22 protein-coding genes and 1 tRNA gene are annotated in these 17,932 nt (G+C 66.3%); 11 read left to right on the top strand and 12 right to left on the bottom strand.

Going from position 1 to position 17,932, the window contains the following annotated elements; translation table 11 throughout:
- Positions 1 to 15: 15 nt before the first annotated feature.
- The 8 genes from BM075_RS13620 to BM075_RS13585 all read right to left on the bottom strand — a co-directional run bounded on the left by BM075_RS13620 (position 16) and on the right by BM075_RS13585 (position 6,511).
- Positions 16 to 378 carry a DUF1636 family protein gene (locus BM075_RS13620; protein ID WP_093361248.1) on the bottom strand — a complete coding sequence of 121 codons (363 nt, stop codon included), beginning with the start codon at positions 376 to 378 and terminating at the stop codon, positions 16 to 18.
- 67 nt (positions 379 to 445) lie between these two features.
- Entirely contained in the window at positions 446 to 1,690 is a 1,245-nt protein-coding gene (gene fahA / locus BM075_RS13615) for a fumarylacetoacetase (RefSeq protein ID WP_093361247.1), read from the bottom strand.
- A 109-nt stretch (positions 1,691 to 1,799) separates the two neighbouring features.
- Entirely contained in the window at positions 1,800 to 2,000 is a 201-nt protein-coding gene (locus tag BM075_RS13610) for a DUF2783 domain-containing protein (RefSeq protein ID WP_093361246.1), read from the bottom strand.
- Positions 1,997 to 3,631 (bottom strand): FAD-dependent oxidoreductase, encoded by a 1,635-nt coding sequence (locus tag BM075_RS13605; protein WP_093361245.1) that lies wholly within the window; start codon positions 3,629 to 3,631, stop codon positions 1,997 to 1,999. The genes BM075_RS13610 and BM075_RS13605 overlap by 4 nt, the downstream gene beginning before the upstream one ends.
- A 63-nt stretch (positions 3,632 to 3,694) precedes the next feature.
- Positions 3,695 to 4,210, bottom strand: coding sequence for a DinB family protein (locus BM075_RS13600; RefSeq protein ID WP_245758849.1), 516 nt, complete (start codon positions 4,208 to 4,210; stop codon positions 3,695 to 3,697).
- Positions 4,211 to 4,214: 4 nt separating this feature from the next.
- The gene (locus BM075_RS13595; RefSeq protein ID WP_093361243.1) at positions 4,215 to 5,165 is read right to left on the bottom strand and encodes an MBL fold metallo-hydrolase; all 951 of its coding nucleotides are present in this window, start codon (positions 5,163 to 5,165) and stop codon (positions 4,215 to 4,217) included.
- Positions 5,166 to 5,399: 234 nt separating this feature from the next.
- A complete protein-coding gene (locus BM075_RS13590; protein ID WP_093361242.1) occupies positions 5,400 to 5,717 on the bottom strand; it encodes a c-type cytochrome in 318 nt (105 codons plus the stop codon).
- A 152-nt stretch (positions 5,718 to 5,869) separates the two neighbouring features.
- Entirely contained in the window at positions 5,870 to 6,511 is a 642-nt protein-coding gene (locus tag BM075_RS13585; RefSeq protein WP_093361241.1) for a hypothetical protein, read from the bottom strand.
- Between the two features lie 265 nt (positions 6,512 to 6,776).
- Between BM075_RS13585 and BM075_RS13580 the strand changes: the two genes are divergently transcribed.
- The 3 genes from BM075_RS13580 to BM075_RS13570 all read left to right on the top strand — a co-directional run bounded on the left by BM075_RS13580 (position 6,777) and on the right by BM075_RS13570 (position 9,174).
- Positions 6,777 to 7,820 carry an aldo/keto reductase gene (locus BM075_RS13580; RefSeq protein ID WP_093361240.1) on the top strand — a complete coding sequence of 348 codons (1,044 nt, stop codon included), beginning with the start codon at positions 6,777 to 6,779 and terminating at the stop codon, positions 7,818 to 7,820.
- Between the two features lie 71 nt (positions 7,821 to 7,891).
- Entirely contained in the window at positions 7,892 to 8,233 is a 342-nt protein-coding gene (locus BM075_RS13575) for a hypothetical protein (protein ID WP_093361239.1), read from the top strand.
- A 26-nt stretch (positions 8,234 to 8,259) separates the two neighbouring features.
- Entirely contained in the window at positions 8,260 to 9,174 is a 915-nt protein-coding gene (locus tag BM075_RS13570; protein WP_093361238.1) for an EamA family transporter, read from the top strand.
- A 21-nt stretch (positions 9,175 to 9,195) separates the two neighbouring features.
- On the opposite strand, the gene BM075_RS13565 is transcribed toward BM075_RS13570, so the two are convergent.
- A complete protein-coding gene (locus BM075_RS13565) occupies positions 9,196 to 9,867 on the bottom strand; it encodes an NUDIX hydrolase (protein ID WP_093361237.1) in 672 nt (223 codons plus the stop codon).
- Positions 9,868 to 9,870: 3 nt separating this feature from the next.
- Positions 9,871 to 10,293, bottom strand: a complete 423-nt coding sequence (locus BM075_RS13560) for a DUF983 domain-containing protein (protein ID WP_093361236.1) — start codon at positions 10,291 to 10,293, stop codon at positions 9,871 to 9,873.
- A 233-nt stretch (positions 10,294 to 10,526) separates the two neighbouring features.
- On the opposite strand from BM075_RS13560, the gene BM075_RS13555 reads away from it, so the two are divergent.
- The 4 genes from BM075_RS13555 (at position 10,527) to BM075_RS13540 (ending at position 12,691) form a co-directional block, all read left to right on the top strand.
- The gene (locus BM075_RS13555) at positions 10,527 to 11,060 is read left to right on the top strand and encodes an EF-hand domain-containing protein (protein WP_177208353.1); all 534 of its coding nucleotides are present in this window, start codon (positions 10,527 to 10,529) and stop codon (positions 11,058 to 11,060) included.
- Positions 11,061 to 11,159: 99 nt separating this feature from the next.
- The gene (locus BM075_RS13550) at positions 11,160 to 11,759 is read left to right on the top strand and encodes an RNA polymerase sigma factor (RefSeq protein WP_093361234.1); all 600 of its coding nucleotides are present in this window, start codon (positions 11,160 to 11,162) and stop codon (positions 11,757 to 11,759) included.
- The gene (locus BM075_RS13545) at positions 11,749 to 12,126 is read left to right on the top strand and encodes a hypothetical protein (RefSeq protein ID WP_093361233.1); all 378 of its coding nucleotides are present in this window, start codon (positions 11,749 to 11,751) and stop codon (positions 12,124 to 12,126) included. The genes BM075_RS13550 and BM075_RS13545 overlap by 11 nt, the downstream gene beginning before the upstream one ends.
- Positions 12,127 to 12,145: 19 nt before the next feature.
- Positions 12,146 to 12,691 carry a periplasmic heavy metal sensor gene (locus BM075_RS13540; protein WP_093361232.1) on the top strand — a complete coding sequence of 182 codons (546 nt, stop codon included), beginning with the start codon at positions 12,146 to 12,148 and terminating at the stop codon, positions 12,689 to 12,691.
- A 10-nt stretch (positions 12,692 to 12,701) separates the two neighbouring features.
- On the opposite strand, the gene BM075_RS13535 is transcribed toward BM075_RS13540, so the two are convergent.
- Positions 12,702 to 14,171, bottom strand: a complete 1,470-nt coding sequence (locus tag BM075_RS13535) for a diguanylate cyclase (RefSeq protein WP_093361231.1) — start codon at positions 14,169 to 14,171, stop codon at positions 12,702 to 12,704.
- A 102-nt stretch (positions 14,172 to 14,273) separates the two neighbouring features.
- Between BM075_RS13535 and BM075_RS13530 the strand changes: the two genes are divergently transcribed.
- From BM075_RS13530 to BM075_RS13515, 4 genes are all read left to right on the top strand, one after another.
- Complete coding sequence (locus BM075_RS13530; protein ID WP_093361230.1) at positions 14,274 to 14,552, top strand: DUF3572 domain-containing protein; 279 nt, start codon at positions 14,274 to 14,276, stop codon at positions 14,550 to 14,552.
- Between the two features lie 42 nt (positions 14,553 to 14,594).
- A complete protein-coding gene (locus tag BM075_RS13525) occupies positions 14,595 to 15,290 on the top strand; it encodes an HAD family hydrolase (protein ID WP_093361229.1) in 696 nt (231 codons plus the stop codon).
- Between the two features lie 81 nt (positions 15,291 to 15,371).
- Positions 15,372 to 15,971: a heme NO-binding domain-containing protein gene (locus BM075_RS13520; RefSeq protein ID WP_093361228.1), complete on the top strand. Its 600-nt coding sequence runs from the start codon at positions 15,372 to 15,374 to the stop codon at positions 15,969 to 15,971.
- A complete protein-coding gene (locus BM075_RS13515; protein ID WP_245758848.1) occupies positions 15,968 to 17,020 on the top strand; it encodes a GGDEF domain-containing protein in 1,053 nt (350 codons plus the stop codon). Before BM075_RS13520 ends, BM075_RS13515 begins: the two co-directional genes overlap by 4 nt.
- A gap of 826 nt (positions 17,021 to 17,846) precedes the next feature.
- On the opposite strand, the gene BM075_RS13510 is transcribed toward BM075_RS13515, so the two are convergent.
- A tRNA-Glu gene (locus BM075_RS13510) sits at positions 17,847 to 17,921 on the bottom strand.
- Between the last annotated feature and the right edge of the window lie 11 nt (positions 17,922 to 17,932).

The following is a 17,932-nucleotide window of genomic DNA, read 5'->3' as shown; positions in this document are numbered from 1 at the left end:
GCCCTTGGGGGGGCGTCAGTCGAGCGGCGGGACGCGGGAGATGAAATGGCCCTTCACGCCCTGTGGCCAGGTGCGGTAGGGCACGGCCCCGGTGGCGCTGGCGGCGTGTTTGCCGGCGTAGTCCGCGAGCGCGGCGGCATCTTCGGGTGTTCCGTCGAAGCGGCCCAGGACGTAGGTCATCTTGCCGTGCGCCGAGATCGCGGCGTTGCAGCCGTGATCGCAGCCCATCAGGCAAGCTGTGCCCCGAACCGTGAGGCCGTCGTGGGAGGCGACAGCGGCGCGGGTGTGATCGAGGAACGCTTCGCCCGTGGGATCGCCCGCCTTGCTCTCCCTCGTCTCGGCATTGCGGCAGGTGGTGCAGATAGTGATCGTGGTCATGGCGGTCCTTTGGCGGGGCGCGCCATGACTGGACGGATTGCGCCGGAATGTCCAGCCGATGCTCCGGTCAGGGCGTCGTCCGGGCCGGCAGGATGCGGCCGGTGCACTCTCCGAAGCCGATCCGGTAGCCGTCACCCTGGGCGTGGCCGTGCAGGGTGACGCGGTCACCGTCTTCGAGGAACGTCCGGGTGCCGTCGTTTTCCAGCGTGAGGGGATTTTCTCCGCCCCAGGTCAGTTCCAGCAGGGAGCCATGGCTGCCGGTATCGGCGCCGGAGATGGTGCCCGAGCCGAGGAGGTCCCCCGTGCGCATGGCGCAGCCCGAGGCGGTGTGGTGGGCAAGTTGCTGGGCGGCGGAGTAGTACAATTCGCGCGCGTTCGTCTGGCAGATCGTGGTGGCAGCGTCCGCGCCTTCGGGTTGCAGCGCGGCGGAGAGGGTGATGTCGTAGAACATCGGGCCCGGTTCCTCCAGGTAGGGCAGGAGAGGAATATCCCGTTGGGGGGCGAGGCGGCGGAAGGGCTCCAACGCGGCTTTCGTCACCACCCATGGGCTGATCGTCGTGGCGAAGGCCTTGGACTGGAACGGGCCGAGGGGCTGGTATTCCCAGGCCTGGATATCGCGGGCCGACCAGTCGTTGAGCAGGACGTATCCAAAGATCATCGCGTCGGCCTCGGCCACGCTCACCCGCGTGCCCATGGTGGAGGGGCTGCCAATCACGGCGCCCAGTTCAAGCTCCATGTCGAGGCGTTGGCAGGGGCCGAACGTGGGCAGGTCGGCATCGGGCGCCTTGGTCTGGCCCTGCGGGCGATGGACGTCGGTTCCGGAAACAATGACCGTGGAGGACCGGCCATTGTAGCCGATGGGCATGTGAAGCCAGTTCGGCGGCAGTGCATTCTCCGACCCGCGAAACAGGGTGCCAACGTTCTCGGCGTGGTGCCGGCCTGCATAGAAGTCTGTGTATTCGGCGACTCGGAAGGGCAGGTGCAGGCGGACGGCGTCCAGCGGGTGCATGAAGGGCGTGAGCATTCCCGCGGCGGAACTGCCTTCGGCGAGGTAGCCGAACAGCGTCGCCCGAAGGTTTGCCCAGGTCTCGGGGCCTTTTGCCATGAAGTCGTTCAGCGCGGGGGCGTCGAGGCCCATGGGCCTGAGGTAGCCCGCGCGTTCCATCCCGCCGAGGTCCAGCACTTGGTCCCCTATCGCCGTGCAGCATCGGGGCGCCCCGCCGGCCGAGAACACGCCGAGCGGCAGGTTGTTCATGGGAAAGGGTCCGTCGGGGTCGTTCGCTGTCTCGAGCCAGCTTCGTAACAAACTCATGTCATGTCTCCAATTCGCGGGGCGACGGCGGGTTCGGCGCGGCCCGCGAAGACAACGCTATGCCGGCGGGCGGGGTTCCCGGCCCGACGCCCCTTCACACACTGGGGTCTTAGCGCGGCGCGGCGTTGGCGGCAGCTTCAATCGCCTGCGCCAGAACCTCCCCGTCGCCAATATGGTTTGCGAGGACCAGCAGAAGGCGCGCGTTGAGGGCGTCGCTGTCCGCCTTGTTGAGCCCGTCATGGGCCTTGAGCAGGGCGGCGTAGAAATCGTCTCCACGGTCGATGTTCGGGGTGAGGATCAGTTCGCTCATTTGGCGACCTCCTTGCCGAGGGTGCGGCGCAGGGCGGTGCGCATCAGGGTCTCGTTGTATTCGATCCGCCGCGCGGCGACGTGCTGGTCCGGGCGGATCAGGTAGACGGCCGAGGGCGCCTCGCCGAGGTAGCGCTCCTTGAGGAACCCGGTTCGGTCGTCCTGAGTCGTTAGGGCAAGGCGGGTGACGGTGACGCCCTCCTCCTCGATCTCATCGGGCGCCTCGCAGTCGATGGTCAGAAGCACGAAGCGGTCGCCGAGGTGGCGCAGAAGGTAGTCGTGCTCGCCCAGGGGCACGTCGGGGCAGGGGGAACCCGGGCGGGTGCGCGGCGGGCCTCCGGTCAGGGCATCGGCCGACACCAGCGGAGAGCCGTCGTACGTGCAGGGCACCGATAGGCGGCCGGAGTTCACCATCGGGCGGGCGAACGGGTAGTGCTCGGCCAGATCGAGCACGGCATCGCGCAGCGTGCGGCTCGTCTCGCTTCTGGGCGTGATGAAATCCGTCGAGCGGGTGGAGTTGAGGATGTTCTCGTCGGCGGCCCGGGTGCGTTCGGCATCGTAGCTGTCGATCAGATTTTCCGGCGCCACTCCGTCGATTACCAGTTTCAGCTTCCAGACGAGGTTGTCGGCATCCTGAATGCCCGAATTGGCGCCGCGCGCGCCGAAGGGGCTTACCTCGTGGGCGCTGTCGCCCGCAAAAAGCACCCGGCCGTGGCGGAAGCTCTCCATACGGCGGCATTTGAAAGTGTAGATCGACACCCATTCCAGTTCGAAATCGACGTCCTCGCCAAGCATCGCCTTCAGGCGGGGAATGACGTTCTCGGGTTTCTTTTCTGCTTCCCGGTCGATGTCCCATCCCAATTGCAGATCGATCCGCCACACGCCGTCCGGCTGCTGGTGCAACAGGGCAGACTGGCCCCGGTTGAAGGGCGGGTCGAACCAGAACCAACGCTCGGAGGGAAAATCGGCCTCCATCACGACGTCTGCGATCAGGAAGTTGTCCTCGAAGACGCGGCCCTCGAACTCCAGGCCGAGCATCGCGCGGGTGGGGGAACAGGCGCCGTCGCAGGCGATCAGCCAGTCGGCGTGCAGCTCATATTCCCCGTCGGGCGTCTCGACTCGCACCTCCACCCCGTCCCCGCGATCGGACACCGAGACGACCTTGTTCTGCCCGCGGATCTCCAGCGGCGCTCCGGCCTCCTGCATCTCGCGGATGCGATCGACCAGGAATTTCTCGAGGTAGTATTGCTGGAGGTTGATGAAAGCGGGCCGCTCATGCCCCTGTTCGGGCTGGAGGTCGAATTGATAGACATCCCTGTCCTGGAAGAAAATCTTTCCCACGTCCCATTCTACGCCCTTGTCGATCAGCGCCTGTTCGGCGCCCAGTCGTCCGAAGATCTCCAGCGGCCTCTTGGCGAAACAGATCGCGCGGGAGCCAAAACTGACCTTGTCGTTCTCGTCCAGCAGCACGGTTTCGATGCCCTGGTGGGCAAGGTCGATTGCCGTTGTCAGGCCGACGGGGCCGGCGCCGATGACGATGGCGGTATGCCGTGCCGGCGTGGCGGCGTCCTGATCGGCACTGCGCTCATAGGGATAGAGCGGTGTGTCGAAAATCTTGTTGGTTGCGTTCATCGGGATCCTCCCAACCCTGGTGTGAACGAGACTTGTGCGCTCAGGCCGTGTCGGTGCGAAGCCTCATGCGAAGTAGCGGCGCGCCGTCGGGGCGCGGTCGTAGTCGAGGTGGAACTCATCCAGTTGAGGCGGCGATATCCCCGCGTGCAGAACCATCGTGTGCGCCTGTCCCCGGTGGTGAACCTGGTGCTGGAACAGGTGGAGCAAAAGGGCGTCCACCCGTTCCTCCCACGCGCCGCCGGGCCGGGCGGTCGCGCGTATGCCGGACAGTTTTTCGGGCGTGAGGGTGTCGCAGAAGCGGATCAGCCGCAGGTCCGCCTCCGCCTGAGCCGCCGCCAACGCTGCCGGGTTCGATTGGTCGTGGCTATCATAGACAGCGTACCCCAGCCCGCCGCGTTCCAACGCATCGAGATAATAGAGATCCACCTTGTGGATGTGGTTCAGAACTGCCTTCAAGGATGGGAAGAACCCTGGTCGTTCCGCAGCGAAAGCGCTGGCGTCCATCTCGGCAATGGCGCCATGCAGCGTTTCATTTGCCCACGCATTGTTGCGGGCCATGGAGCGATAGGGGTCGGTCACGGTCTCAGCCCTGCAGTTGTTCCCACAATTCCCGGTCGCGTTCGGCGGTCCAGATGCGCGGCGTGTCGATGCCCTGCGCCTCGTCGTAAGCGCGCGCGACGTTGAAGGGCAGGCAATGCTCGTAGATCGCGTAGTCGGCGAATTTTGGATCGCACGCCTCCCGTACCGCGTCCCAGGCCTCCTTCAGAGTGCCACCCCGGGCGGCCACGCGCGCCGCGGGCCGATAGGTGGATTCGACAAACGCACGGGTGCTTTCGATCGCGGCCTCCACCATGTCCCGTCCCACAAGGGCGTCCCCCCTGCCGGGCGCGATGGCATCGACGTCGAACGCCTTGATCGCGTCCAGCGTGGTGCCCCAGTCGCCGAAATGCCCGTCCCCGCAGTAGCAGGCCGAATGGTATTCGACGATATCCCCGGTGAACATGACGTTCTCGTCCGGCACGTGGATTACGATGTCGCCCGCCGTATGCGCCCGGCCAAGGTGCATCAGGTCCACCCGGCGGTTGCCGAGGAAGACCGACATGCCGGCGGTGAAGGTGGTGGTGGGCCAGGTGAGGCCAGGAATGCTCTCGTGGCCCTCGAAAAGCCTCGGGAAGCGCTGGAACTCGCTGTCCCAGTCCTGCTGTCCGCGCTCGACCACCATGGCCCGCGCGGTGGCCCCCATGATGACCTGATCCGCGCCATAGGCCGACGCCCCCAGCACGCGAACCGCATGGTAGTGCGTCAGCGCGAGATGGGTGATCGGTTTGTCGGTCACCTCCCGGATCTTCTCGATCACTTTTGCCGCAAGCCGCGGCGTGGCCTGTGCTTCCACCACCATGACCGAATCGTCGCCGATGATGACGCCGGAATTGGGGTCGCCCTCGGCGGTGAAGGCCCAGAGATCCCGGCCCACTTCCGTGAAACTCACCTGCTTCTCGGTCATGTCGCCTTGCGACGCGAACTGTTTGGTCATGGGATGCCCTTCTCTTCCGATGCGGCGCTGGCCGTTCCATCGGCGGCATTGTTACGCCTATTTCCCCCGCTCGCTAGGGCGTTCGGGGGATGTTTTCGGTTAAATTTCAAGCACGCACCTCTCCGTCCGGGGGCTGTGCGGTGTCAATCGGGCGATCCCGCCGGCTGCCGAACGTCGCCAGGGCGGGGGCGTCCGACGGACGACCCGCGCCGGAAATGCCGTTCGTCTTGGGCGTCATTTGTCCAACGACTGGATATAGCCAACGATGTTGTCGAGGTTCTCGACGAACATGAAGGTGTGGAACTGGGGCATGATCACCGCGTGATCGGGGTACATGACCTTCATGCGTATCACGTCGGGGTCCATGTAGATTGCAATGGCCTGGAAGCTCGGCGGATAGAGCTTGAACGCCCCGCCCGGCGCGATGTTGTGGCAGTTGGCGCAATTCGCCTCCGCCATGCGCTTGCCGGCCGCGATATAGGGCTCGTCGGCTGCAAGGGAGGCGGTGGCGAAACAAATGGAAAGAATGGCCGTCCCGATTGCGCGTCTCATATCGTCCTCCCTTGGCAAGTGAGCGGTTCGTGTCGCGGGAAATTGTCTCACACCCGGTGGGATCGGGCGTTGATCTGCCGCAACCGTCCGCTTGGCTTTGGGACGTCGTCGTGCCGCCGCAGTCTTGAGGACCCGCCACAGGTTCGGTGCGGTCAGTGCCCTTCGCGTGAGGCGCCCGGCAGGCGCGGTGTCAGGCGCAGCCGCCCGTCGCCTTCTGTCGCCGTCTGTCCAAAGTCCCACGCGGCCGGGGGGGCGGTACGGGCCCGGCGGCGCTCCAGCCGCCAGCGGCTGCGTGAGGGGCCGTGATCCGGGGCGAGGTGCCAGCGGCTTTCCACCCCCTGCGCGCCGCCGTCGCCGGGGGTCAGCAGCAGCCCCAGCGGCGCCACCGCCCCCTCCGCCGCGCCGGTCTCAGCAGCCAGGTGCAGCCGGCGCACCGGGGTGAGGGGCGGCGGCTCAGGCAGTTCGGCCACCACCAGCGGCACCGCGCCGGACCTGAGCGCCTCCTCCATCGACCACAGCAGCAGGTCGGCCTGCCGCACCGTCACCAGGATCACCCGACCCGGATCGATCCGGGCCGCCAGCCCCTCGCCGTTCAGCCGCTCCGCCTGCCAGGCGGGCACGATCCACATCACCGGCCCCGGCCGCGCCGCGGCCACCGCCAGCGCCAGCGTCTGCCGCGCCGGACCGCAGATCTCATGCACCCGCCCCAACGCCAGCGCCATCTCCCCGGCCACGGGCAGGGCGGGGCGTCCGGCATGCGGCGCACGCGACAGGAGGGGGTGGTGGCGGGACATGGCGACAGACTACAATGTTCCGTATTTGTTCTCAAGGCCCGTACCTCCGCCAAGTCTGCCGGGCGCAGTCCCCGGCTTCTTGTGTCTGCAAATATCCTCGCCGAAGGCACCGCGCGCGCAGCGCGCGGCCACCCCCAACGGGAGAAGGCGCATCTGCGATGCGTCGCCGACGGGCGGGAGCCCCCCGGGGGCCGCGGGCTCTTTCGGGGTTGTTCCTCCGGGATGCCTCGGCGAATGTGCCGCAAACGCGAAAACGGATGCAAACATGAAAACCAAACGCCTCGGAGCCTCCGATCTGGAGGTCACGGACCTGTGCCTCGGCACCATGACCTTCGGCACGAACACGGACGCCGCCGACGCCCACCGCCAGCTCGACATGGCGCTGGATGCCGGCATTGACTTCATCGACACCGCCGAGATGTACCCCGTAAACCCTGTACGCGCCGAGACGGTCGGCCGCACGGAAGAGATTGTCGGCGCGTGGATCGCCGCTTCCGGACGCCGGGACGATATCGTGCTGGCGACCAAGATCTCCGGCGCCAATGGCGGCTTTGTCCGAGACGGCCGCGGGATCCACCCCGATACGCTGGTGGAGGCCGCCGACGCCTCCCTCAGCCGCCTCAAGACCGACGTGATCGACATCTACCAACTCCACTGGCCCAATCGCGGCTCCTACCATTTCCGCCAGAACTGGACCTACGACCCCTCGACCCAGAACCGGGAGGAGACGGAGGCGCACATGGTCGAAGCGCTGGAGGCGATGGCGGACTTGCAGAAAGCCGGCAAGATCCGCCATTTCGGCCTGTCGAACGAAAGCGCCTGGGGCACCGCCGAGTGGCTGCGGCTCGCCGGCCAGACGGGCGGGCCGCGCATGGTGTCGATCCAGAACGAATACTCGCTGCTCTGCCGGCTGTTCGACACCGATCTGGCCGAACTCAGCGTGAATGAGGACGTGCCGCTCCTGGCGTATTCGCCGCTGGCCGCTGGCCTTCTGACCGGCAAATACCGGCACGGAGAGGTGCCGGCCGGCAGCCGGATGTCGATCAACGAGACCCTCGCCGGCCGGGTGACACCCCGCGCCCACGAGGCGGTGGAGGCCTATCTCTCGGTGGCCGAGACGCATGGGCTGGACCTTGTCCATATGGCGCTCGCCTTCTGCCGGGCGCGGCCCTTCATGGGCTCGGTGATCCTCGGCGCCACGACCTCCGCCCAACTGGAGCATATTCTCCAGGGCCGCGATCTGGTCCTGTCCGAGGAGGTGCTGAAGGAGCTCGACGAGATTCACCGAACGCACCCGATGCCGTTCTGAGCCGCCAGCTTGCGCCGCAGGGCGGCGCACGGCACTCTTTCGTGTCCCGACTCGGGCCCTTGGAGACCCCCATGCGCATCCGCTTCGCCATCGCCCTGTTGCTGACGCTCGCTGCCTGCCTGCCGGGGCGGACGCCGCCCGAGCCAACGGCCGAGCCCGGGACGCCGGAGTTCGTGGAGCAACAACGCGCCATCTGCGAGGCGGAGGGGGGGCGTTTCTCCCCCGGCCCGGGCGGCACCACGCGGGTCTGCTTCCGGACGCCGGAGGACGCCAACACCTTCTGCACCACCGGCGCCGATTGCGAAGGGCTGTGCCTGGCCCGCTCGCGGACCTGCGCCCCGCAGGTGCCCCTTTTCGGCTGCCATGAGGCGATCATGGAGAACGGTCTGCGCGCCACTATCTGCCTGGACTGACCGAGACCCCGCGCAGGACGGACCGCATGGACACCTGGATTGCCGCGACCCTTGCCGCCGCCCTGTTTCAGACGGTGCGCTTCGCTCTGCAGAAGCGCTTGAAACAGGCGGGTCTCTCCGCAGCGGGCGCCACCTGGGCGCGGTTCGTGTGGTCCGCGCCGGTCCTGGGGCTGGCCGTTGCGGTCTGGATCGCGGCTTCCGGTGTGACCGTGCCGCCGTTGACGGCGGCATTCTGGGCCTTTGCCCTGGCCGGCGGGATTGGCCAGATCCTTGCCACCATCTGCGTGGTCGCGCTGTTCTCCCGGCGCAACTTCGCGGTCGGCATCACCTTCAAGAAATCCGAAGTGCTACAAACGGCGCTCGTGGGGTGGCTGGTGCTGGGGGAGGGCGTGTCCTGGTCCGGTCTCGCTGCGCTCCTGCTCGGTCTCGTCGCGCTTCTGGTGCTCGCGGATCCCTTCCAGGAGGCCGCGCCGGATGGGACGCCTATGCTCCGCCGCGTCCTGTCGCCCTCCATGGGGCTGGGGCTGGCTAGCGGCGCCTTTTTCGCATTGGCAGGCGTCGCCTATCGTGGCGCGACGCTGGCGCTCGGAGACGGACCGGTCGCGTTCCGCGCCGCGTTGGCGCTGGCGCTTGCGACGGCGAGCCAGTCGCTGCTGATGCTGCTGTGGTTTCTCTGGCGGGACCGTGCGGAGATCGGCCGTGTCCTCGCGGCCTGGCGTCCCGGCCTCGCCGTGGGCGCGTCGAGCCTTGCCGGGAGCCTGTGTTGGTTCATCGTCTTTGCCTTGCAGACGGCCACCTATGTCTATGCCCTGGGGCAGGTGGAACTGCTGTTCTCCATCGCCGGCGGAGCGCTCTTTTTCCGCGAGCGGCTGAGTGGGCGCGAGTGGCTGGGAATTTCTCTGCTGATGGCCAGCCTTGTCGTGCTCGTCCTCGTCACGTGAAGGTGAGTGTGTCTGGCCGCGTTACCGCAGCCGGGTAATGCCCGAGACCACGTCGTCGTTGCGCACCATCGGCACGCTTTCCGGCGGCCCGGCCGTGCCGATCAGCGGCGCAAGCTCGCCCAGCACGACCTCGGTGATGAAGGGCAGATCGAACTGCCGGACGTCGCTCAGCGGCACCCATTGGAGGTGACTGAGCTCGTCGCACGCGCGGCTGAAATCCTCGGGGTCCCCCTGCACGGCCTCTGCAGAGACCAGAAAGAACCGGGCATCGAACCGGCGCGGCCGGGCGGGCGGCGTGATCGCGCGGAAGACGAAGGCGAAGCCCGCCGCGGAGGGGGCATGGCCCGTGGCGGCGAAGCCCTCCCAGTCGGGCGAGGGCGGGTCCCACGCGTCGGGACGGCCGAGGATCAGCCCCGTCTCCTCCCAGACTTCGCGTATGGCGCCTGCCAGAAGCGCGTTTTCAAGGCCGGGCGCGGCCTCTAGCGCAAGCCGCCGCAGGCAGGCGTCGTCCGGCTGGCCGGCAAGCCTCACCTCGGCGTCGGCCGCGTCGATTGCGCCGCCGGGAAAGACGAACTTGTTGGGCATGAAGACAGCGCGCGATCCGCGCTGGCCCATCAGAACTTCCGGCCCACGCGTGCCGCCGCGCCACAGGATGACCGTGGAGGCATCGCGGATCGCCGGAGTATCGCTCATGCCTCAGCGCTCGGCACGGTCATCGGGCCCGCCGAACCCGTGCATCCGTCGCGACCATTGCAACGCGACGAAGGCGCCCTTGATTCGCGGCAGCAGGTACAGAGACAGCGCGACGCATATGACCGTGAGCGCGCTCGCCATGATGAGCGGGTCCAGGTGCAGGACCTCGTAGAACAGCATGATGAGCGGAACCATCGCGTGCCCGACAATGAGAATGGTCAGATACGCCGGCCCGTCGTCCGCCCGCTGAAAGTGGAACGGCTCCTCGCAGACCGGGCAGTGATCCGCGACCTTGAGGTATCCCGCGAACAACGGCCCGTTGCCGCAATTCGGGCAGCGCCGCCGCCAGCCGCGCCGCAGCGCCGGTTTCAGTGGGCGCTCGTCCCAGTCCCCATCCTCGGGGCTCCCGATGTCCGGGTATGTCATGCCCGCCTCCATTTGTTTCGCGGCCCTCGGGGCCGTCACCTGTTCGCGCGGCACAGGATGCCAGCTTTCCGCCAGGGCACGACCCCGCCCGTTGTCCGTGCGTCGGGATGTCGCGATTGCGGGAGAGAAAAAAACTGGCCGCTGCCGACGGAAAACCGGGCCGCGCCCGTGAAACGAACATCACAAGGCGCCATTGCGCCGGCAATTGCAACATGAAGCCAGGGATACACGAGATGACGCGCATTATTCTGCTTACGACCGCCATCGCCGCGGGTCTGATGGTCGCCGATACGGCGGATGCAATCGGCGGCGGGCAGGGGCCACTCAACCGGCCAAGTTTTTCCGAGCTTGATGCCGACGGAGATGGCAAACTGACCCGGGCCGAGATGCAGGCGATGCCGGCCGCGATGGCCGCCGCGCGCTTCAGGGCTGCTGACCGCAACGGCGACGGCAAGATCGACGCGGCGGAACTGGCCGCCTCGCTCGGACAGGCGCGAAGCACCCGCAACCCGGCACGGGCCGACGTCATGCTGTCGCGTTTCGATAGCAACGGCGACGGGGCGATCGGCCGGTCCGAGATGACAGCCGCAATTGGCCGCAACCGCTCCGGCGCGCCGGGCGACCGTTTCATGGCCTGGGCCGATACCGACCGGGATGGCGCGATCAGCGCAGCGGAATACGCAGCCGCGGCCGACCGGATTCGGCCACGTGCCGGGCAGCGAAATGGCGGCTGGAACGGTGGGCAGCGGTCGTTCTGGCGGAACTGAAACGGGTGGACCGAGGTGGATTTCGCATGTGCGTTTACCACGGTCCGAATACCGGCGCTCTTGCGTCGGGAGGAAGAACGGAGCTAGGCCACGGACATCATGACCATGGCGCTCGATGCCGAAGCCGATCGATCGGACGAAGCCCTCCTGGCTCTCTACGCGCGTGGCGACCGGGCGGCAGCGCGCATCCTCACTTTGCGTCTGACACCGCGGGTGCTGTCGCTGGCCCAAAGGATGCTGGGCGATGTGGGGGAGGCCGAGGACGTGGCGCAGGAGGCGATGCTCAAGCTGTGGAAGATTGCCCCGGACTGGCGGACGGGCGAGGCGCAGGTTTCGACCTGGCTCTACCGGGTGGCGAGCAACCTCTGCACCGACCGGCTGCGCCGCCGCCGCGGGCTGGGGCTGGACGACGTCTTTGGCGCGGGGGTGGAGCCGCCCGACGACGATCCGGGCATCGAAACGCGTCTGGAGGAGGCCGAACGGGCGGCGGCCCTGCAAGCGGCCTTGGAGGACCTGCCGGAGCGGCAGAGGCAGGCCGTGGTTTTGAGGCATCTGGAAGGGTTGTCGAACCCGCAGATCGCTGCCGTGATGGATATCGGCGTGGAGGCGGTCGAAAGCCTGACTGCCCGAGGCAAACGCGCGTTGGCCACCCGTCTTATCGGACGGCGCGCAGAACTGGGGTTGAGTGATGGCACGTGACCGAGACGACTTTACCGACCGCGAGCTGGAAGCCTTCTTCACGGCTGCGCGGGACGAGACGGCACCCCCCTCGCCGCAACTCCTGTCGCGGGTTCTGGCGGATGCCTATGCGCTTCAGGAAACGACCGCTGTGACGGTCCCGCGTCCGGCGCCCGTGCGCCGCCCAGCTTGGCGGCACATCGTGGACGCCATTGGGGGATGGCCGGCCGTGGCAGGTTTGGCGACAGCGGCTGCGGTGGGCATCTGGATCGGTTACAATCCGCCAAACTCGGTTGAGGGCCTGACGTCGCAGGTTTTCGATGGTGGCTACGACCTGACGATGGGGTCCTCGCTGCCGGACATCGACTTCCTTCTGGCGGACGGATGATCCGAAGGAGCTTCTTGAGATGACAGAGAGCACGTCACCGCCCTCCGGCCCTCCGGCCCCCCGCCGCCGCATCTGGATGCGGGTGCTTCTCTTCGCGTCGCTGGCTCTGAACCTCGCAGTGGCCGGCATCGTTGCGGGGGCTATGCTGAAGGGGGTTCATGACGACCAGCCGGAGCGGCTCTCCCGGGAGCTCGGGTTGGGACCGTTCCTGCGTGCGCTGGATGACGATAAGCGACAGGCGCTCCGCGAGGCTGCGCAGGCACGGCGGGGAGAACTTGCGGAAGGGCGTCAGGCCTGGAGAGCCGCATTTTCGGAGACGCTGGACCTGCTGCGGGAGGAGACGTTCGATCAGGAGCGGTTCGAAAGTCTCGTGGAGCGCCAAGCCGAAATCGCGGCGCGGGGCAGGGCCTTGGGTCAGGAGGAGCTTGCCCGGCAACTCGCGGCCATGCCGGTGGAGGCACGCCGGGCCTTTGCCGACAGGCTTGAACAGGGACTGCGGTTTCATGGACGCTTTCGTAACCATGGCCGCCGGGAGGACGGAATGGCCCCGGAACGGCAGCCGTGAGGGCGATGCGTCAGCGCCAGCTTGCGACGACCGGTGTCTCGTCGATCTCAAAGCTTCGCAGGCCGCCTGACGGCCGGGCGGTGGGGGCGGTTACGGCCCCCAACACAACGCGGTCTCGCCCGCTCCCCTTTGCCTCGTAAAGCGCGGCGTCGGCCGCATCGAGCAGAGCGGTCACGGTGACGGCGCGCTCCGTCGGGTCTGTGCCGTTCACGATCAGGCCGATGGACGCTGTCTGCATATGCTGGGCGGGCAGGGGGTGCCCCATCCGAGGCGGGATGTCGACCGGCGTTTCCGCGATAGCGGTGCGAAGGCGTTCCGCGGCGCTCACGGCGGCGTCGGGTTCGATGTCCGGCATGACCACCAGAAACTCCTCCCCGCCCATCCGTGCGACCAGATCCACGGTTCTGAGATTGGCCTGCAACGTATCCGCGACGGATTTAAGTACGGCGTCGCCCGCCGCGTGGCCATGGGTGTCATTCACCGCCTTGAACGCATCAAGGTCGATCATCATGGCGGCGAAACAGCGCTCCGTCTCCCGCGCCCGCTCGCAGATCCGGTCGAGGTGGGACAGCGCGTAGCGGCGGTTGTAGAGCCCTGTCAGTGGGTCGGTGACCGCCATTTGCAGTCCGTCCCGCAGCTTGCTGCGCAGCCGGTCAGACTGGCGCTTGCGGGCCAGCATCGACTTGAGCCTCAGTTCCAGTTCGTCCATGTCGAGCGGCATGCTGATGACGTCCGACGCGCCGAGGTCCAGCGCCATGGCGGCGTGATGCTGGGCGGTGGGCGGCACCAGGACGACGATGGCCGCATGGCGGCTCTCGGGCCGGGACCGCAGCTCCGACAGCAGCATCAGCCCACCGCCCGGGGTCCCCAGGTCCGCCGTGACGACGAACAGGTCCGGCGTCGGTTCGGCGTGGTTGAGCGCGGCCTCCCGATTGCGCAGCTCCACCGTATCGTTCAGCCGCTCCTGGAGCCGGGTCTTCCAGCTGATCGCCTCGGCCCCGGATTCCGCCACCAGGCAAATTCGCCCCGCCGGAAGGAACATCCCGGCGGCTTCGGCGAACCCGAGCGCCTGGCAGGTGCCTTCACGAAGGGCGAGTTCGGCCGCGATGCTGCGCGCCCGCAGAAGGCTCCGCACCCGGGCGAGCAGGGCCATGTCGTCGAAAGGTTTCGACAGGAATTCCTCGGCGCCCGCCTGCAACGCCGCCAACTTCGCCGGCGTGTCGCGCTGAGCCGTCAGGATGATAACGGGAATGTCGGCGGTCCGCCGGTCGGCTTTCATGCGGCGGCAGAGGTCGAGGCCGTCGATGTCCGGCAGGGACATGTCCATCAGGATGAGGTCCGGACGCTCGGCCACGGCCAGGCGCAGCGCTTCCTCACCGCTCCCCGCCTGAAGCACTTCATAACAGGCGTTGGTGAGTTTCACCTTGAGAACAATTCTGTTGGTGGCAACGTCGTCGACGACCAGAATCCGTCCGGGCATTGCGCCAATCTCCTGTCAAAAGGCCCCCAAAAGCCCTTGTGATCAACAGTCATTGTTGAGATTGGTTAAGATAACCTTTCAGAATTCCGGGCGGAGGCGCGTGTGCGGCAGGAATCTGCTGAAACCATTGGTTTACAGGCGCTTGCGTGGGTCACGGGCAATGACGAATTGTTGCCGGTCTTCCTCGGCGCGAGCGGGACCTCGTTAACCGACTTGAAAACCCGGGCAGGGGATCCGGACTTTCTGGCTGCCGTGCTCGACTTCGTCACCATGGACGACGCGTGGGTCGTGGCCTTCTGCGATAGCGCCGGAATCGCATACGAGGTTCCCCTTGCGGCGCGCCAGGCGCTCCCGGGCGGCAGCCTTCCGAACTGGACCTGACCCCGCACCGAGGGTCAATCGCGACGAGATAAGGGGGCGTTCATGCCGGACATTCGCGGGCTCCTCTTCGACAAGGATGGCACCCTTTTCGATTTCCAGGACACCTGGGGGCCGTGGGCCGCAAACCTGATGTTGGATCTTGCGTCCGGCGATGCGGCGCTGGCTGATGCCTTGTCCGACCGGGTGCGCCTCGACCGGGCCGCGGCGCGGTTCTATCCGGACAGCCCAGTGATCGCCGGCACCGTGGACGAGGCCGCGGCGACGATGTTGCCCAGCCTGCCGCACATGAGCCATGCCGCCCTCGTGGACCGGATCGTGCAAAGTTCGCTGGACGTTGCCCCGGTTGAAGCCGTTCCGCTGGCCCCGCTTCTGCGCCACCTGCGCGATGCGGGAATGGTGCTGGGCGTTGCCACCAACGATGCGGAACTCGCAGCGACGGAGCAACTCGGTGGTCTTGGACTGAAAGACGCTTTCGAGATCGTGATCGGCGCGGACAGTGGCCACGGGGCGAAGCCCGGCCCCGGGCAATGTCTGGCCTTTGCCGCGCATGTCGGGCTGGCTCCGGCGGAGATCGTTATGATCGGCGACAGCACGCACGATCTTCTGGCCGGCCGCGCCGCCGGGATGCCGACGCTGGGGGTTCTCACCGGCCCCGCGTCGCGCGCGGAATTGGCCCCGCATGCCGAAGAGGTGCTTGCAGATATCGGCCATCTTCCGGCCTGGCTCGGGCTCGCCTGAGGACGGCGCCCGAAGCAAACCGGTCCGCGTTTTCCCTTTCTTAAGTGTCGCGCTCTAGCCTTCCGGCCAAGGAGTGTGGGCATGCACGGGTTGGTCAATCGTTCCATTCAATGTTTTGTTCAGGACACTTATGGAATCGAGACCTGGCACTCGATTGCCACGTCGATAGGCGTGGGTCCCGAGGGGTTCGAATCGCTGCTCGTCTATGACGACGGCCTGAGCGATGCCTTTATGGCCGCGGTGGTCCGACAGTTGAACAAACCGAAGGATATGCTGCTGGAGGACGTCGGCACATATCTGGTGAGTAACCCCAACAAGGAGTCGATCCGCCGGCTAATGCGCTTCGGGGGCGACACGTTCGTGGATTTCCTGCATTCGCTTGAAGACCTGCCGGACCGTGCGCGGCTGGCGGTATGTGATCTTGAATTGCCGACCCTCGCGCTTTTGGATGACGGCACCGGCACCTACACGCTTCACGTGAGCGGGCGGAATGCCAAAGTTGCCTACGTCCTGCTGGGCATCCTGAGGGCGATGGCGGACGACTACGGCGCGCTGGTGCTCCTGGAACTGAGGGAATGCTGCACCGGTGACATCGCGATCGATATCGGACTGTTGGATACCGCTTTTGCCGAGGGCCGCAGTTTCTCGCTGTCTCCGCGGCGGCTGGAGGTTCAGGGATGAGGGCGCCGCCGACGCGACCGGCCGGGACGCCGGGGGGGCGAGAGCCGGAGGAAGCTGAGGCCGGGACACTCCCTCTCGGTTTTGAGGCGCTCGACAGGTTTATGCCGATGCATGTCATCGTGGCAGCGGACGGCCTGATCCGGCGGGTGGGGCCGACATGGCTGCGCCTCAGGCCGCGGGGAGAGTTGATCGGGCGCGCGTTTTTGGAGGTCTTCGAACTGCGCCGGCCAACGGGGATTCAAAACGTGACCGAGCTGCCCAACCGCGACGGTGGCAGATTTTCCACAGCGTTTCGTAAAGGCGCCCGGGGGAGCTTCAAGGGCCTGGCCGTGCATCTGGGTCCGGAGGCGGGGCTGCTGGCAAACCTGTCCTTCGGAATTTCGGTCTTAGAGGCGGTCGAAACCTATGACCTTTCCGCCAAGGACTTCGCGGAGACCGACCTGGCGGTGGAAATGCTGTATCTTGTCGAGGCGAAATCGGCGGCAATGGCGGAGTCTAAAAAACTGAACCAGAGGCTTCGCAGTGCCAAGGTCGCGGCGGAGGAGCAGGCTTTCACCGACACCCTGACCGGACTGAAAAACCGTCGGGCGATGAACCACGTCCTGATGCAACTCAGGTCCGCCCGAATTCCGTTCGGCCTCCTGCATGTCGATCTCGATTATTTCAAACAGGTCAATGACACCTACGGCCACGCGGCGGGGGACGAGGTGCTTCAGTCGGTGGCCCGCGTGCTGGTCTCGGAGACACGGCGGGAGGACACGGTCGCGCGCGCTGGAGGCGACGAATTCGTCCTGATTCTCAGAGACCTTGCCGACGTCTCCCAGCTTCACGAAATCGCCCATCGGATCATTTCTTCGTTGGAGCGGCCGATTCCCTACAACGGCAAGATGTGCAGGATCTCTGCCAGCGTCGGCCTTACGACCAGCGAGATACGTCCCGGCGCGTCAATCGACCAGTTGTTGGAAGACGTCGACGGTGCGCTCTACGCGTCCAAGCGTGCCGGACGCGGGCGGTGTACGGTCGTTGAATTGGACCGGCTGCGGGAGTGAGGCAGCATGGACAGCGAAGATGGGCGGTAGCCGGGCGCTGTCGTTTCGTCTCGAAACCTGGTGGGGGCATCAAGTGCATTTTTGAGAAGGCGCAGATATTTGGTGCCGCGCGTTTAGCATGGAATCCCGTTTACCGAGACCGGAGTCCTTCTGACACGCCTCTCGCATGCGGCCACCACCGAAACGGCTCAAGTTATCTCCGAAGATGGGAATAGGCCTGCCGCATGAACCATGACCGAGATGCGAAGACCGCAGACCCGCCAAAACCGTAACGACTTCTGGGAAATACACCCGCGACGTCCCCCTCTGGTTACAGGCGTTCAAGCGTCAGAGCTCAGGGTGGGGCAGGTGCGCCTTCCCGTCCCGAGCGCGGGTCAGCGTTTGCAAGGCACTTCCGGATCTGTGTGCCCAAACCGCCCCTAAGTGTCTGGTCAACGTCAACGGATCTCTGCCTATCGATCACGGAGCGTGTTGGAGCGGTACCAGGCAATTCGTTTCGATCCAGATCGAGGCGTCGCCTTCTGTCCGCAACAGGGTTCAGCCCGTGCAGGATCATGACTTCGCAGATCTTTCCTACGCAACCGGACCATCCAAATCGGGGGCTTCGGCAGCGATGTGGACAGTGCCGGCACTGGCCGGCGGCCTCTCCGCCGGAGCCGACGTGCCGGCTCTCGCCCCACAGCCTAAATTGCTTCTTAACTGACGGTATCCCGACTCAGGTGCCTCGTCTTCTGTACGTCCCGACCAGCGCTTGCGGCGGCACGGCCTGGTAGTTTCTGACGCAAGGGCGCGCGACGCGGAATAAGACGTAGTGGGCGGGGAGATATGGCAGTCCGTAGGGGAATCGAACCCCTCTTTCCAGGTTGAAAACCTGGCGTCCTAACCGATAGACGAACGGACCAACGTGGCGTG

This window comes from Tropicimonas isoalkanivorans (assembly GCF_900112335.1).
In the GTDB taxonomy this organism is placed as follows: domain Bacteria; phylum Pseudomonadota; class Alphaproteobacteria; order Rhodobacterales; family Rhodobacteraceae; genus Tropicimonas; species Tropicimonas isoalkanivorans.
The sequence above is the reverse complement of the archived record's forward strand: the minus strand, read 5'-3'. Positions and strand labels throughout refer to the sequence as shown.

Excerpts from the sequence above, each read along its gene's own strand:
- BM075_RS13620 (WP_093361248.1), bottom strand. The coding sequence starts at position 378 with ATGACCACGATCACTATCTGCACCACCTGCCGCAATGCCGAGACGAGG.
- fahA (WP_093361247.1), bottom strand. The coding sequence starts at position 1,690 with ATGAGTTTGTTACGAAGCTGGCTCGAGACAGCGAACGACCCCGACGGA.
- BM075_RS13610 (WP_093361246.1), bottom strand. The coding sequence starts at position 2,000 with ATGAGCGAACTGATCCTCACCCCGAACATCGACCGTGGAGACGATTTC.
- BM075_RS13605 (WP_093361245.1), bottom strand. The coding sequence starts at position 3,631 with ATGAACGCAACCAACAAGATTTTCGACACACCGCTCTATCCCTATGAG.
- BM075_RS13595 (WP_093361243.1), bottom strand. The coding sequence starts at position 5,165 with ATGACCAAACAGTTCGCGTCGCAAGGCGACATGACCGAGAAGCAGGTG.
- BM075_RS13590 (WP_093361242.1), bottom strand. The coding sequence starts at position 5,717 with ATGAGACGCGCAATCGGGACGGCCATTCTTTCCATTTGTTTCGCCACC.
- BM075_RS13585 (WP_093361241.1), bottom strand. The coding sequence starts at position 6,511 with ATGTCCCGCCACCACCCCCTCCTGTCGCGTGCGCCGCATGCCGGACGC.
- BM075_RS13580 (WP_093361240.1), top strand. The coding sequence starts at position 6,777 with ATGAAAACCAAACGCCTCGGAGCCTCCGATCTGGAGGTCACGGACCTG.
- BM075_RS13575 (WP_093361239.1), top strand. The coding sequence starts at position 7,892 with ATGCGCATCCGCTTCGCCATCGCCCTGTTGCTGACGCTCGCTGCCTGC.
- BM075_RS13570 (WP_093361238.1), top strand. The coding sequence starts at position 8,260 with ATGGACACCTGGATTGCCGCGACCCTTGCCGCCGCCCTGTTTCAGACG.
- BM075_RS13565 (WP_093361237.1), bottom strand. The coding sequence starts at position 9,867 with ATGAGCGATACTCCGGCGATCCGCGATGCCTCCACGGTCATCCTGTGG.
- BM075_RS13560 (WP_093361236.1), bottom strand. The coding sequence starts at position 10,293 with ATGACATACCCGGACATCGGGAGCCCCGAGGATGGGGACTGGGACGAG.
- BM075_RS13555 (WP_177208353.1), top strand. The coding sequence starts at position 10,527 with ATGACGCGCATTATTCTGCTTACGACCGCCATCGCCGCGGGTCTGATG.
- BM075_RS13550 (WP_093361234.1), top strand. The coding sequence starts at position 11,160 with ATGACCATGGCGCTCGATGCCGAAGCCGATCGATCGGACGAAGCCCTC.
- BM075_RS13545 (WP_093361233.1), top strand. The coding sequence starts at position 11,749 with ATGGCACGTGACCGAGACGACTTTACCGACCGCGAGCTGGAAGCCTTC.
- BM075_RS13540 (WP_093361232.1), top strand. The coding sequence starts at position 12,146 with ATGACAGAGAGCACGTCACCGCCCTCCGGCCCTCCGGCCCCCCGCCGC.
- BM075_RS13535 (WP_093361231.1), bottom strand. The coding sequence starts at position 14,171 with ATGCCCGGACGGATTCTGGTCGTCGACGACGTTGCCACCAACAGAATT.
- BM075_RS13525 (WP_093361229.1), top strand. The coding sequence starts at position 14,595 with ATGCCGGACATTCGCGGGCTCCTCTTCGACAAGGATGGCACCCTTTTC.
- BM075_RS13520 (WP_093361228.1), top strand. The coding sequence starts at position 15,372 with ATGCACGGGTTGGTCAATCGTTCCATTCAATGTTTTGTTCAGGACACT.
- BM075_RS13515 (WP_245758848.1), top strand. The coding sequence starts at position 15,968 with ATGAGGGCGCCGCCGACGCGACCGGCCGGGACGCCGGGGGGGCGAGAG.